At 71.2% G+C, this 12,847-nt stretch carries 14 protein-coding genes; 3 read left to right on the top strand and 11 right to left on the bottom strand.

Translation table 11 applies throughout. From position 1 onward, the window contains the following. Positions 1-14 precede the first annotated feature (14 nt). Genes M2283_RS08420 through M2283_RS08395 form a run of 6 tightly spaced genes read right to left on the bottom strand, consistent with a single transcriptional unit; the run spans position 15 to position 4,834 of the window. The gene (locus M2283_RS08420) at positions 15-1,139 is read right to left on the bottom strand and encodes a serine hydrolase domain-containing protein (protein WP_280875464.1); all 1,125 of its coding nucleotides are present in this window, start codon (positions 1,137-1,139) and stop codon (positions 15-17) included. Then, positions 1,132-2,583 (bottom strand): class I adenylate-forming enzyme family protein, encoded by a 1,452-nt coding sequence (locus M2283_RS08415; RefSeq protein ID WP_280875463.1) that lies wholly within the window; start codon positions 2,581-2,583, stop codon positions 1,132-1,134. The genes M2283_RS08420 and M2283_RS08415 overlap by 8 nt, the downstream gene beginning before the upstream one ends. 4 nt (positions 2,584-2,587) lie before the next feature. Further along, positions 2,588-3,010: a MaoC/PaaZ C-terminal domain-containing protein gene (locus M2283_RS08410; RefSeq protein ID WP_280875462.1), complete on the bottom strand. Its 423-nt coding sequence runs from the start codon at positions 3,008-3,010 to the stop codon at positions 2,588-2,590. Then, positions 3,007-3,459 carry an FAS1-like dehydratase domain-containing protein gene (locus tag M2283_RS08405; RefSeq protein ID WP_280875461.1) on the bottom strand — a complete coding sequence of 151 codons (453 nt, stop codon included), beginning with the start codon at positions 3,457-3,459 and terminating at the stop codon, positions 3,007-3,009. The genes M2283_RS08410 and M2283_RS08405 overlap by 4 nt, the downstream gene beginning before the upstream one ends. 15 nt (positions 3,460-3,474) lie before the next feature. Beyond that, complete coding sequence (locus M2283_RS08400) at positions 3,475-4,320, bottom strand: enoyl-CoA hydratase-related protein (RefSeq protein WP_280875460.1); 846 nt, start codon at positions 4,318-4,320, stop codon at positions 3,475-3,477. A gap of 4 nt (positions 4,321-4,324) precedes the next feature. Continuing rightward, positions 4,325-4,834: a PaaI family thioesterase gene (locus M2283_RS08395; protein ID WP_280875459.1), complete on the bottom strand. Its 510-nt coding sequence runs from the start codon at positions 4,832-4,834 to the stop codon at positions 4,325-4,327. A 145-nt stretch (positions 4,835-4,979) separates the two neighbouring features. On the opposite strand from M2283_RS08395, the gene M2283_RS08390 reads away from it, so the two are divergent. Then, the gene (locus M2283_RS08390; RefSeq protein ID WP_280875458.1) at positions 4,980-6,176 is read left to right on the top strand and encodes a CaiB/BaiF CoA transferase family protein; all 1,197 of its coding nucleotides are present in this window, start codon (positions 4,980-4,982) and stop codon (positions 6,174-6,176) included. A 5-nt stretch (positions 6,177-6,181) separates the two neighbouring features. Here M2283_RS08390 and M2283_RS08385 read toward each other — a convergent pair whose 3' ends face one another. From M2283_RS08385 to M2283_RS08370, 4 genes are all read right to left on the bottom strand, one after another. Further along, entirely contained in the window at positions 6,182-6,946 is a 765-nt protein-coding gene (locus M2283_RS08385; protein WP_280875457.1) for an SDR family NAD(P)-dependent oxidoreductase, read from the bottom strand. Between the two features lie 154 nt (positions 6,947-7,100). Further along, entirely contained in the window at positions 7,101-7,616 is a 516-nt protein-coding gene (locus M2283_RS08380) for a nuclear transport factor 2 family protein (protein ID WP_280875456.1), read from the bottom strand. Continuing rightward, entirely contained in the window at positions 7,613-8,791 is a 1,179-nt protein-coding gene (locus M2283_RS08375; RefSeq protein ID WP_280875455.1) for an acyl-CoA dehydrogenase family protein, read from the bottom strand. Before M2283_RS08375 ends, M2283_RS08380 begins: the two co-directional genes overlap by 4 nt. Before the next feature lie 28 nt (positions 8,792-8,819). Then, entirely contained in the window at positions 8,820-9,941 is a 1,122-nt protein-coding gene (locus M2283_RS08370) for an acyl-CoA dehydrogenase family protein (protein WP_280875454.1), read from the bottom strand. A gap of 108 nt (positions 9,942-10,049) precedes the next feature. On the opposite strand from M2283_RS08370, the gene M2283_RS08365 reads away from it, so the two are divergent. Both M2283_RS08365 and M2283_RS08360 read left to right on the top strand, forming a co-directional pair. Then, on the top strand, positions 10,050-10,871 hold the full coding sequence (locus M2283_RS08365) for an enoyl-CoA hydratase/isomerase family protein (protein WP_280875453.1): 822 nt from the start codon (positions 10,050-10,052) through the stop codon (positions 10,869-10,871). A 25-nt stretch (positions 10,872-10,896) separates the two neighbouring features. After that, on the top strand, positions 10,897-11,397 hold the full coding sequence (locus M2283_RS08360) for a MaoC family dehydratase (protein ID WP_280875452.1): 501 nt from the start codon (positions 10,897-10,899) through the stop codon (positions 11,395-11,397). Here the strand turns inward: M2283_RS08360 and M2283_RS08355 are convergent. Further along, positions 11,385-12,785 (bottom strand): glycoside hydrolase family 1 protein, encoded by a 1,401-nt coding sequence (locus M2283_RS08355; RefSeq protein ID WP_280875451.1) that lies wholly within the window; start codon positions 12,783-12,785, stop codon positions 11,385-11,387. The genes M2283_RS08360 and M2283_RS08355 overlap by 13 nt on opposite strands. Positions 12,786-12,847: the final 62 nt, after the last annotated feature.

Here is a 12,847-nt window from a genome sequence, read left to right as displayed (position 1 = left end):
GGCGGCGGACCCGGTCATCGGACCAGGTCCGCCGCCAGATTCGCGATGTTGGTGAGCAGCGCAGTGCCGCGCCGGGAGTGGTCGTAGCCGGCGAGCGGATAGCCGTTGCTCAGGCAGGCGAAGGACAGGCCCGACTCCGGGTCCATGAAGCCGAGTTGATACGCGGCTCCCGCGCTGCCGAAGAGCGACGAAGAGCCGGTGGAGGGCAGCCCGCTGCCCGCGTCCGGCCCCGCCACGGTGACGAACAGGCCCATGCTGGTCCGCCGGTTGCCGCCGCCCCCGTAGATCTGCTCCCCGTGCGGGAGCTGGGTCAACCGGATCCGGGTGCCGTCCGCCACCGCTTCCGGCTTCCACAGACCCGAGTGCTCCAGTGCCTGGAAGTACAGGGCGACATCGGCGGCGGTGGCGACCAGGGCGTGGCTGGGCTCGCCGGCCGCCAGGACGCGGGGGTCGGAGAGGTACCACGGTCCCCAGGGGTCGGGTTCCTGGGTGTCGTCGGTGCGGTCGGTTGCGGTCATCGGGGCGAGGGTGCCGGGTTGCCGCTCGACCGGTACGCCGAGTTCGATCGAGGAGAGACCCAGCGGGCGGGCGATCCGCTCATGGAGGTAGTCGGCGAACGGCAGTCCCGTACGCCGCTCGACGAACTCGGCGATCAGCCAGGCCGCGGCGGTGAGGTGGAACTGGAAGCGGCTGCCCGGCGGGGTGTCGAGCCGCCAGCGCCCGAAAGCGGCGAGCCGCTGCTCGCGGTCCAGCATCTTCGGATACCCGAGCGGCGCGAAGGGGAAGCCGGCGGTGTGCGTGAGCACCTGCTCGACGGTCACCGTCTCCTTCCCGTTCGGCGCGAACTCCGGGATGATCGAGGCGACTTGCTCGTCCAGGTGCAGAAGTCCCTCGCCGAGCAGCTTCCACACGACGCCAGCGACGATCGACCGGCCGACGGACTGCAGGACGTATCGGGTGTGCGGGCCGGCGTCCCCCCAGGTCTCGAACGCCACCAGGCGACCGCCGCGGGCGACGGCGACCTGCGCGGACGGCAGGGGTCCGTGCTCGACCTCCAGGCGGATGCGGCGCAGCAGGACGTCCAGCCGGTGCGGGTCCACGCCCACTCTCTCCGGGTCGACGACGGAGTGGTCAGTCATGGGCTTCTCCTTGGCCGGGCTCGCGCAGCCGACGCCGTACGACCTTGCCGTTGGCGTTGCGCGGCAGGTCGGCCACGAACCACCAGCGGACGGGGACCTTGAATCCGGACAGCCGGGCGCGGACGTGCGACCTGAGTGACGCCGGTTCCGGTGGCGCGTCGGGGTCGGCCGGTACGACGAAGGCGACGACGGTCTGGCCGAGCCGTTCGTCGGGTGCGCCCGTCACCGCCACGTCCGCGACGCCGGGGTGCGCGGCCAGGACGGTCTCGACCTCCAGCGGGTGGACGTTCTCGCCGCCCCGGATGATCATGTCGGTGCCGCGGCCGTAGAGATAGAGGTAGCCGTCCGGCGCCACTCGGCCCAAGTCACCGCTGTGCAGCCAGCCTTCGGCGTCGATCCGGAAGAAGTGGTCGGCGCGGGCGTGGATCTCGCCGATGCCGTCCGCTCCGGCCTCCCCCACCCGCAACTCGACCCCGGGGGCGGGCCGTCCCACGGACCGCAGCAGTTCGGTGCGTCCGGCGACCGCCTCCCGGTGGTCGTCGGGGGTGAGCACGCTGATGGGTGAGCCCTCGGTCTGGCCGAACATGTTGAGCATGCGGACGCCGGGCATCGCCTCGTATGTCCGCCGCAGGGTGCCGGGGCGGACGGGCGCGCCGCCGTACTGGAGGGTGCGCAGCGTTTCGTGGTGTGCCTGGCCGGCCGCGAGCAGGGTCTCCAGCATCGCCGGGACCATGCTGGTGTGGGTGGTGCCGAGTTCGCGCAGCAGGGCCCAGCCCTCGACGGTGAAGCGGGGCAGCCCGGTGATCAGTGCCCCGGCGGCGAGGGCGACGGCGATGTTGCCGAGGCCTGCGATGTGGTGGAAGGGGGCGCTGCCACCGTAGAAACTGTCCGGATCGAGTGCGCAGAGGCGGCCGTTGACGCGTGCGCGGGCGGCCAGGCGGCGCTGGGTCATGCGGACGGGTTTGGGGAGGCCTGTTGTGCCCGAGGTGTGCAGGACAGCGGCGAGGTCGTCCGGCTCGGCGGTCAACGTCCTTACGCTCGGGCGCAGTTCGGGGACGACGACGGCGCGGCGGCCGGACAGTTGGGCGACCTGTTCACCCAGCTCGGCGAACTCGGGTTGCGCGACAAGCAGTTGGGCCCCGGACGTCTCGACCACGGCTGCGATCTCGTACGGCGTCATGCGGACGCCGAGCGGGGCGAGCGGGTGGCCGGACCCGGCGCCGCCGATCACCAGCGCGAGGGCGTCGGCCGAGGTGGCGGCCAGGGCGGGTACCGGGGCGTCGGGGTCGAGGCCGAGGGTGTCCAGCCAGTCGGCGGCGCCGGCCGCCCGGTCGAGGAGTTCGCGTCCGGTCCAGGTGAGGTCCCCGAACCGGACGGCGGGACGGGAGTTGTCGTAGGCGGCGGCCACCGTCGCCGTCCAGGTGAACTCCTGCTCGCCGCCCACCTGTTCAGGGCTCCAGGCGGGCCGTCGCGGTGCCGGTGACCACCTCGGCGCCGTCCTGGGTGACGGTACGCAGGGAGAGGTGGGCCACCGGACCGGCCTGCGTGTCCTCGACCGACTCGACGGTCGCCGTGGCGGTCAGGGTGTCACCGGGCCACACCTGGGCCTTGAAGCGCACACCGAAGGTCAGCAGCGACTCGATGCCGACCCAGTCGGTCAGGACCCGTCCCGTCATGCCCATCGTGAGCATCCCGTGGGCGAAGACGCCGGGGTAGCCCGCGACCTCGGTGGCGAACCTCTCGTCGGTGTGCAGCGGGTTGAAGTCGCCGGACGCGCCCGCGTATTGGACGATCCGCGTGCGCTTGAGGTCGTCGATCAGCACGCTCTCGCGGGTCTCGCCGACCTTCACGTCGTCGACGCTCAGGGTCATCGGGCGTCCTTCCGGGTTGCGGGGCCTTCGGGCACGACGGCCACGGTGCGGGCGCTGACGACCGGTTCGCCGTCGGCGTCCCGGTACTCGGTGATGCGCTCGCTGAACAGCAGCCGGCCGGTGCGGCCCTGCTTCTCCCAGTTGTGTCCGGCGACGGTGGTGGCGTACAGGGTTTCCCCGGCGCTCACCGGCCGGTGGTACTCGAAGTGCTGCTCGGCGTGCAGGCCGCCACCGCCCTCGGGCATCGCACCGGGCCCTGCGCCGGACCCGAACCAGTCCTCGCCCGGCTTGGGCCGCAGCCGGTAGTCCGGGTCGTGGTGGGCGCTCGCCATGGTGAAGGTGGGCGGCGCGAGCGCGCTCTCGCCGAGATACGCCGGGTTCTCGTCTCCGATGGCCCGGGCGAACATCAGGATGTGCCCGGCCTCGACGGGGAACGGCTGCCCTGTCATCTTCCTTCTCCTCGGTCAGTACGGCAGGAACGCGTCGCGGGTGGCCTCGTCCGGGTCGAAGTCCGGGGGCAGTGCCTCGAACTTGGGCTCCCGTTTCTCCACGAAGCTGGCGACCCCTTCGCGGAAGTCCGGCGAGCCCGCGAAGAACTCCATGGCGGAGTAGGAGCGGGCGAGCGCGTCGGTGAAGGGCCGGTCGAGGTCGCCGTACACCTGGTGGCGTACGACGGCCATGGCGCGCGGTGAACAGTTGCGGGCGATGTCGCGGGCGTAGGCGCGGGCCGCGCCGAGCAGGTCTTCCGGCTCCACGACACGACTGACGAGGCCGAGTTCCTTCGCCTCGTCGGCGTCGAAGACCCGGCCGGACAGGAGGAGGTCGAGGGCGTTCTCCAGTCCGACGACGCGCGGCAGCACGTAGGGGAGGTTGTACTCGCCGGCGAGCCCGCGGCGGGTGAAGGCGGTGGTGAAGCGTGCGCCACGGGCGGCGAAGCGTACGTCGCAGATCAGCGCCTGGACCAGTCCGATGCCCGCGCAGGCGCCGTTGACGGCCGCGATGAGCGGCTTGGGCATGTTCCGCCTGCTGTACATGGGCACGCGGGCCTGGAGGTTGAGGGACTGGCCCGGCTGCGCGTTCTGCTCCAGCCGCTGGACGTCCATGCCCGGGCAGAACGCCCGGCCGGCGCCGGTGACGATCACGACGCGGACGGCGGGGTCGGCGGCGGCCTCGTCCAGGAGGGCGAAGAAGCGGCGCTCCATGGGGATGCTCCACGCGTTCTTGCGCTCGGGCCGGTTGAGGCTGACGGTGGCGACGCCGTCCTCGTCGACCTCGTACAGCACCAGGTCCCGGTCGGGTTCGTCCGGCATCGCGTCACTCCTCGGTCAGCGGTTCGATGGGGTCGCTGGATCGGATGGGTTCGCCGACGCCCGGGCGCTCCCCCGAGATGGTCACCACGACCTGCCCCCGGGCGCAGACGACCCCGTCGGTCATCACGTCGACGTCGGCGAAGTGCAGCCTGCGGCCCCGTCGGACGCAGCGCGCGTAGGCGACGGCCTCCTGGCCCCGGGCGGGTGCGAGGTACTGCACCGACATCGAGACGGTGCTGAGCCGGCTGCCCTTCTGGAAGTCGTGCCCGGCGATCACAGCACCCGCGCCCGCGGTGTCGATGAGCGCGGAGAGCACTCCACCGTGGAAGACGCCTTCGTGGGCGGTGAGCTGCTCGGCGTAGGGAAGGACGACCTCGACGCCGTCGGGGTCCCAGCGGACCATGCGCAGACGACAGAGGCGGTTGAACGCGACGCCGCGCTCCCAGCGGACCCGGAACCACTCGCGGCGTTCACGCTGTTCCTGGTCGGTGAGGGTTCTCGCCGCGACGGTCATCCGCACGCCCTCCGGTCTCGGCCGGTCAGCCGATCCATATAGTTACATGAATTGGATAGTTGAGCAATCACACAGGGAACAGTCGGGGCGCCAGATGTATTATTTATATAACTCATTCGCTGTCTGTGAACAGAGGGAGACCTCGATGCCGTCGACCGCCCTGGCCGGGATCCGCGTCCTCGACCTGTCCCGCATACTCGCGGCACCTCTGGCCACCCAGATGCTGGGCGACCTCGGCGCCGAGGTCATCAAGGTCGAGCGGCCCGGCACCGGCGACGACTCACGGACCTACGGCCCGCCCTTCGCCCCCGGGACGGACGCCGCCGCCTTCTACCTCTCCTGCAACCGCAACAAGCGGTCCGTCACCGTCAACCACGCGACCACCGAGGGACAGGAGCTGATCCGCGCCCTCGCGGCCCGCTCGGACGTCCTGGTCGAGAACTTCCGCGCCGGAACGCTGGCGAAGTACGGCCTCGACCACACGAGCCTGCTGGCGCTCAACCCGCGCCTGGTCTACCTGTCGGTCACCGGCTTCGGCCAGACCGGTCCGTACGCCCGGCGCCCCGGTTACGACGGCATCTTCCAGGCCATGTCCGGCATGATGAGCGTCTCCGGCCACCCCGACGAGCCGATGAAGGTCGGCGTCAGCATGGTCGACATCCTCACCGGCCTGTACGCCGCCACGGCCGTCCTGGCGGCGCTGCGGCACCGGGACGCCACCGGCGAGGGCCAGTTCGTCGACCTCTCCCTGCTGGACTGCGGACTGGCCTCGCTGTCGCACTTCGCGATGAACTACCTGGTCTCCGGCGAGGTTCCGCGGCGGCGCGGCAACGGCGGCTACGGCGGAATCCCCTCCCAGGCCTTCCAGTGCGCGGACAAACCGCTCTTCCTCGTCGCCGGGAACGACAAGCAGTTCGCCGCGTTCTGCGCGGCGGCCGACCGCACCGACCTGCTCCAGGATCCGCGGTTCGCCACGACCTCCGCCCGGATCACCCACCGAGAGGAGATCCTGCCGGTGCTCGAAGACATCATGCGGACCCGGACCCGTGACGAGTGGCTGGCCCTGCTCGACCAACACGACGTACCGGCAGGCCCGTTCAACGAGATGCCCGAAGTCTTCGCCGACCCCCAGATCCGGCACCGGGAGATGCTGGCCGAGACCGAGGACCCGGAGTCGGGCCGCCTGCCGCTACTCGCCAACCCCATCCGGCTCTCGGCCACCCCGGTCGGGAGTTACGCCCCGCCGCCCGCGCTGGGCGAGCACACGGCCGAAGTCCTGGGCAGGCTGGCCGGAGTGACGGAGGATCAGCTCGACGGACTGCGCGCGCGGGGCGTCGTGTAGCGACGTCACCCGATCAGGGTCCGGCCGCCCTCCAACATGAGCGTCGCGCCCGTCAGATAGGCCATGTCGTCGCTCACCAGCGCGGCCACCGCCCGGCCGATGTCCGCCTCCGGGGCGCCGAGCCGGCCGAGCGGGATCTCCCGCGCCAGTTCCTCCGCCTTGCGCGGATGCGCGGCCAGATAGTCCTCCGCCGCCGGGCTGAGCGCTGCCGGACAGACGACGTTCACACGGATCCCGTACGGCCCCCACTCCCGTGCGGCGACCCGGCTCAGGCCGCGGATCGCCTCCTTGGCCATGGCGTACGCCGCGAAGGTCGCCTCACCCTGCACCGCGGCCGAGGAGCCGAGGTTGACGACACTGCCGCGGCTCTCCCTCAGGTGGGGCAGGGCGGCCTGCATCGCGTGGAAGACGGCCAACGGCCCGCTGCGGTAGGTGAGTTCGACATCGTCGTACGACGTCTTCTCCAGCCGTCGCTGCACCGACGACTGGGCGTTGTTGACGAGCACGTCGAGGCCGCCGAACCGCCGCACCGTCTCGGCCACCATCCGGTCGACGTCGTCCCGCTCCCCCACGTCCCCGACCACAAGGTGTACCCGACCGCCGCGCTCGGAGATCACCCCTGCCGTGTGCTTCAGTTTGTCCTCGGTCCGACCGGTGACGACCACGGCGGCGCCTTCGGCGGCCAACGCGAGCGCGATGCCGCGTCCAACGCCCTGGCCCCCGCCGGTTACCAGCCCGACCTTCCCGACCAGCCGTGCGCGTTGTTCCATTGCCTCTCCTGACAAGGGGACCATCAGCTGCAGCCGATGGGGGGAATCGCTTCCCTGGCCTGTGGTGCTTTTCCCTCGTTCCGCAAGGGATCGGTTCGGGCTGGACCACAACCCTCGGGTTGGAAGCCCTCCTCCTTCAGGTGGGGGAGCGGAGTCACCACGTCTCCTTCCAGAAGGATGACCAGGAGGGGAAGGCGTCAGGCAGCAGTGGCTGACCGGCGCCCTCCCAGCCGTTGAATCCGACCGCCTGAGGGCGGTCGGTCACGTCGGCCGCGTACCAGTGCTGTTCGCGGCGCCGGGAGAAGTACCAGCCGCCGTCCACGCGCGCGTAGTCGTCGAAGTAGCAGATCGCCATCACGATCCACCGGTCCCCCACCTCGTGCTCGGCGCGGCAGTAGACCGCGCCGGTCGCGGTGTCGCGGCCGGTGAACTCGACGCGGTGGCCGCAGATCTGGTGCACCGACCGGTGGAAGCCGCGCACGAGGGGCTCGATGTGCTGCCGCAGGACCTGCCGTCCCCGGCCGTGCCGCCCCATGTCCACGTCGGGGCGGAAGCAGCCGACCCAGGCGTCGAGATCGCGGGAATCCACGGCCAGGGCGTAGCGGATGGGCAGTTGCTGGATGGCCTGATGCGACTCGATGCGGTCGAGGCGGTCCTCGATCGAGGTCACGGCCGCGGCTCCTTGGGCAGACCGAGGATCTGCTCCCCGATGATGTTGCGCTGGATCTCGCTCGAACCGCCGTAGATCGTCTCCGCGAGGGAGAGCAGGAACGAGCGCTGGCGGGTGTCCAGGTCGTAGCCCTCCCCGACGATCTGTCCGGCGGGTCCGGCCAACTCCATGGCCAGGTGGCCGAGTTGCTGGTGTCGTGTCGAGGCGTACAGCTTCGCCGTGGTGGCCTGGGCGCCCGGTGTGCGGCCCGCGGTCAGTTCGGCGATGGTCCGCAGGTTGGTGGTGCGCATGATGCGTACGGAGATCCAGGCGTCCACGATCCGGCGGCGCAGCATGGGGTCGTCGAGGGCGCCGCGCGTGCGGGCCAGGTCGATCAGCGCCCCGGCCTCCCGCTCGAAGGTGAGCTGCTGAGGCAGCAGGGTGGTCCCGCGTTCGATGCCGAGTGTGGCCATCGCGGTGCGCCAGCCCTGACCGACCTCGCCGACGGCCAGGTCGGCGCCGGTGCGCGCGTCGGAGAGGAAGACCTCGGCGAACTCGTCCTGGCCGGCGAGGTTGCGGATGGGCCGGATCTCCACGCCCGGCTGGTCGGTCGGGACGAGGAGCAGCGTCAGGCCTTGGTGGCGCCGGGAGTCGGGGTCGGTGCGGGTGAGGACGTAGAGCCAGTCGGCGTGGATGCCGAACGAGGTCCACACCTTCTGCCCGTTGACCACCCACACGTCGCCGTCGCGCTCGGCCCGGGTGCGGACGGATGCCAGGTCGGAGCCCGCGCCAGGCTCGCTGAAGCCCTGTCCCCACAGTTCCTCGACAGCGAGGACCGGCGGCAGGAAGCGCTTCTTCTGGGCCTCGTCGCCCATCGCGAGGAGCATCGGGCCGAGCAGGTCGAGGGCGTTGACGGTGGCGCGGTAGGGAGCGTCGGCGCGGGCGTACTCGTACTCGAAGACGATCTCCTCGATCAGTCCGAGTCCGCGTCCGCCGTACTCCTTCGGCCAGCCCACACCCAGCCAGTTCCCGGCCGACAGCTCCCGGTCCCAGGCGAGGCGTACGTCCCAGGCCGCGCCGTCGGTGGGGCCGCCCACGCCCCGGTGCTCGGCGAACTCCCCCACGAGGTGGTCCGCGAACCAGTCCCGCAGTTCGTCGCGGAAGTCGCGTACGGCGGGCCCGAAGTCGAGCTCCATGCCAGCTCCTTTGCCGATGTGCCGTTGGTCAGATGCCGAGCCGGGCGGCGAGCAGCTCCCGGTGGTACGCCGGTGTGCCGAGCAGCACCTCGGAGCTCTTGGCCCGCTTGAGGTAGAGGTGCGCGGGGTGCTCCCAGGTGAAGCCGATGCCGCCGTGGACCTGGATGGTGTCGCCGGCGACCTTGGTGAAGGCCTCCGAGCAGAAGGCCTGGGCGAGGGCGGCCGCCACGGCGATGGCCGTCTCGTCGCCGGCGTCCAGGGCCCACAGCCCGCCGTACGCGGCCGAGCGGGCGGACTCGATCTCGACGAGCATGTCGGCGCACTTGTGCTTGATTCCCTGGAACGAGCCGATGGGGCGGCCGTACTGCTCGCGGATCTTGGCGTACGCGACCGACGCGTCCAGGGCGGCAGCGGCTCCCCCGACCTGTTCGGCGGCCAGGAGGACGGAGGCCGTGGCGAGGGTGCGTGCGAGTGCGGGCCAGGCCGTGCCGTCGGTGCCCAGCAGGCGGGCAGGCGTGTCCGTGAAGACGATGCGCGACTGTTTGCGGGTCTGGTCGAGGGTCGGGAGGGGCGTGCGGGTGAGACCCGGGGCGTCGGCGGCCGCGACCGCGAAGAGGCTGATGCCGGCCGGGGTGCGGGCGGCGACCAGAAGCAGGTCGGCGAGGTGTCCGTCGGGGACATAGGTCTTCACGCCCGCGAGCCGCCAACCGCCCGCTCTTTTGCGGGCGGTGAGCCGGATGCCCGGTTCGTCCCAGCGGCCGCTGTCCTCGGTGAGCGCGAGCGTGGCCACCGTCTCGCCGGATGCGACGCCCGGGAGCAGATCGGCACGGGCGGCCTCGTCGTCGCAGCGCAGCAGCGCTTCGGCGGCCAGGGCGACGGTGGCGAAATACGGGGCGCACAGCAGGGCGCGGCCAGCCTCCTCGAAGACGACACCGAGGTCGACGTAGCCGAAGCCGGAGCCGCCGTACTCCTCCGGTACGGCGAGTCCTTGCAGTCCGATTTCCGCGGCCATCCGTCGCCACACCCCCGGGTCGTGCCCGCGGGGGTCGGCGGCCAGGCGGCGCACGTCGGCCTCGGTGGAGTGCCGGGTGAGGAACGACCGTACGACCTTGCGCAGTTCGTCCTGTTCCTCGCTGAAGGTGAGATCCATGCCGAGCTTCCCGTCCTCGGTGCGGCGCGTGTACCGGCCGCTTGCCGCCCGCCCTTCGATACAGTTAGATAATTATAGTATCCGCACTGAATACACCAGGAGCGCGACGTGACCGATCCCTACGCCCCGTTCACGAGCCTGACCGTCGAACGGCCCGCGCCCGGCGTGCTCCGCATCGTGCTCGACGCACCGAACCTCAACGCCGTGGATCCGCGGATGCACGGTGAGCTGGCCGACGTCTGGCCGGTCGTCGACCGGGACGAGCAGACCCGCGCGGTGCTGGTCCAGGGGGCCGGCAAGGCCTTCTCGGCCGGCGGGACCTTCGACTCCATCGAGGCCATGACCGAGGACTACGCCGTGCGCGCCCGGGTGATGCGGGAGGCGCGGGACATGGTCTACGGGGTGATCAACTGCTCGAAGCCCGTGGTCTCCGCGATCCACGGTCCGGCGGTCGGTGCGGGGCTGGTCATCGGCATGCTGGCGGACATCTCGATCGCCGGACGCAGGGCGAAGATCGTCGACGGGCACACCCGGCTCGGGGTGGCGGCCGGTGACCACGCGGCCATCTGCTGGCCGCTGCTGTGCGGTATGGCCAAGGCCAAGTACTACCTGCTGACCTGCGAGGCGCTCACCGGCGAGGAGGCCGAGCGGATCGGCCTGGTGTCGAAGTGCGTGGACGACGAGGAGGTTCACGCCGAGGGTCTGCGGGTCGCGACCCTGCTGGCCGCCGGGCCCGCCAGCGCCCTCAGCTGGACCAAACGGTCCCTCAACCACTGGTACCGCACGGCCCAGCCGATCTTCGAGGCCTCGCTCGGTCTGGAGTTCCTGGGTTTCGGCGGCCACGAGGTCGTCGAGGGACTCGCCGCCCACCGCGAGAAGCGTGCCCCGGACTTCGAGGGCGTGGGCGGCAAGCACCCGATCGAACTGTGAACCGCGTACGCATGAGGAGCCCGCGATGACGGCAGAGCACACCAGCGCCGAAATCCCCCCGCTGGTACGGGGGTTGACCTACGAGGACATGCCGGTCGGGCAGGTCTTCCGCACCGCCCGCCGCACCGTCACCGAGACCGATCTGGTCAACTTCGTCACCTGGGGCGGCTTCAACGAGCCGCTCTTCTGGGACGCCTCGCACGCGGCCGACGGCGGCTACACCGGCCGGCTGGTCCCGGGCGCACTGACGTACTGCATCGCCGAAGGACTCGTCCTGCAGACGAACGTGCTGCACGGCACGGGCCTGGCCTTCCTGCACATGGAACTGACCGTGCAGGGACCGGTCTACGTCGGCAACACACTGTACGCCGTCGTGGAGACCACCGGCTGCCGGCCGTCCAGCAAGCCCGGCCGGGGCGTGGTGACCAGCCGCATCACCGTCCGCAACCAGCGGGACGAGGACGTGCTCGTCTACACTCCGGTGCGGCTGATCCGGGGCAGGGACTACGGGGCTCAGACCCGCTGACCCGGAGGACCGTTCGGCACCAGGGTCAGCCCGGCCGCGGGACCCGGTGCCGCGGTCCCTGCGAACGCTCCTGCCTGCAGCCAGTCCGAGGGCATCGGTGGGCGCGGTGGGGGCTCGTGGTCGGGGACGGCCATCGCGTAGAGGCGGGTGTAGCGGAACTTCGCCTCCAGGTTGTCGAGCACCGACCAGTACTCGTAGCCGCAGACGTCCACGCCGCGCTCGATCACCCGGCCCAGCCAGGACAGTCTGGCGCGCAGCAGGGACCGGCGTCGGTCGTCGTCGCTGTGGCCGGTCTCGTCGACGAGGTCCAGGTCGCCCATGCCGTTGTCGACGACGGACAGCGGCGGCAGCAGGTCCCCGTAGAGGTCGTGGAGGTCGGCGACGGCGTCGGCCAGGCCCTCGGGGAGGATCGGCCAGCCGTACGCCGTCGTCTCCACCTCGTCGAAGGGGACGATCGCGAAGCCCAGGCCGACGAGGAGGCGGTTGACCTCGTTGAGCCTGCTCTGGCACTTGTCGGCCGGCAGTGCGCGGGCGAGGTTCTCCGGTGCGGTGACGCGGAAAGGGGTGTGCCAGGACAGGCCGAGCAGGTCCTGCGGGGTGGCGATGACGTCCAGGTCACCGGGGCGCACACAGCCGGTGTCCTCGATCGGTGAGACGTCGTCCTCGGTCACCATGTGCTCGCCGAGCAGCAGAGGGTCGAGGAAGAGGCGGTTGGTCCAGCTCAGCAGGCGGTCCAGGGCGAGCCGGTCGAAGGGGTCCTCGGTGGCCGCGTAACCGCCGACGAGGGTGACCGTGGTCCCGATCCGGCCGCCGGCGCCCGCGGCCCGCAGAGCACGGGTCGCGAGTCCGTTGGCGAGCAGGATGTGGTGGACGGCGGGCAGGCCGGCGCGGCCGATGCCCCGGCCCGGCGTGTACATCCCGGCCACGTGGTCGGCGAGGGTGGGCCCTGCCAGGTCGGTGGAGGTGATCCAGCGGGTCACGCGGTCGCCGTAGCGGCGGCCCAGCTCGGCGGCGTAGGCGGCGAAGTGCTCGGCGGTGTCGCGCTCGAGCCAGCCCCCGCGGCCCTCCAGCCAGGGCGGCAGCGACCGGTCGAACAGGGTGAGACAGGGGCGCAGGCCGAGTTCGAGCAGGGAGTCGAGTTCGCGGTCGCAGCGGTCCAGGGCAGTGCGGTCCCAGCTGTCGGGGCCGTCGGGCTGGAGGAGTGGCCATCCGGCGACCGTCCGGTGCGTGTCGGGTGTGACGCCGACCAGTTGCCGGATGTCGTCGGTCCACTGCCGGAAGTGCCCCGCGCGTTCCGGCGGCGGCGGCGGTGGGGCCGCGATGGCGTCCGCGGTGGCGACTCCCCAGTCGACACCGTGGAAAGACTCATGCAGGAAACCATCGCTCATGGTCACCGTCCCGGGCGGAATAGCTAACGCATTCAACTGAATGCCCGCCGTCCGGACGCTAA

Source organism: Streptomyces pseudovenezuelae (assembly GCF_029892565.1).
GTDB lineage: Bacteria > Actinomycetota > Actinomycetes > Streptomycetales > Streptomycetaceae > Streptomyces > Streptomyces pseudovenezuelae_A.
The sequence above is the reverse complement of the archived record's forward strand: the minus strand, read 5'-3'. Positions and strand labels throughout refer to the sequence as shown.

Bases quoted from the DNA above. Each gene is read 5' to 3' on its own strand.
- M2283_RS08420 (WP_280875464.1), bottom strand. From the start codon at position 1,139: ATGACTGACCACTCCGTCGTCGACCCGGAGAGAGTGGGCGTGGACCCG.
- M2283_RS08410 (WP_280875462.1), bottom strand. From the start codon at position 3,010: ATGACCCTGAGCGTCGACGACGTGAAGGTCGGCGAGACCCGCGAGAGC.
- M2283_RS08405 (WP_280875461.1), bottom strand. From the start codon at position 3,459: ATGACAGGGCAGCCGTTCCCCGTCGAGGCCGGGCACATCCTGATGTTC.
- M2283_RS08400 (WP_280875460.1), bottom strand. From the start codon at position 4,320: ATGCCGGACGAACCCGACCGGGACCTGGTGCTGTACGAGGTCGACGAG.
- M2283_RS08395 (WP_280875459.1), bottom strand. From the start codon at position 4,834: ATGACCGTCGCGGCGAGAACCCTCACCGACCAGGAACAGCGTGAACGC.
- M2283_RS08390 (WP_280875458.1), top strand. From the start codon at position 4,980: ATGCCGTCGACCGCCCTGGCCGGGATCCGCGTCCTCGACCTGTCCCGC.
- M2283_RS08385 (WP_280875457.1), bottom strand. From the start codon at position 6,946: ATGGAACAACGCGCACGGCTGGTCGGGAAGGTCGGGCTGGTAACCGGC.
- M2283_RS08375 (WP_280875455.1), bottom strand. From the start codon at position 8,791: ATGGAGCTCGACTTCGGGCCCGCCGTACGCGACTTCCGCGACGAACTG.
- M2283_RS08370 (WP_280875454.1), bottom strand. From the start codon at position 9,941: ATGGATCTCACCTTCAGCGAGGAACAGGACGAACTGCGCAAGGTCGTA.
- M2283_RS08360 (WP_280875452.1), top strand. From the start codon at position 10,897: ATGACGGCAGAGCACACCAGCGCCGAAATCCCCCCGCTGGTACGGGGG.
- M2283_RS08355 (WP_280875451.1), bottom strand. From the start codon at position 12,785: ATGAGCGATGGTTTCCTGCATGAGTCTTTCCACGGTGTCGACTGGGGA.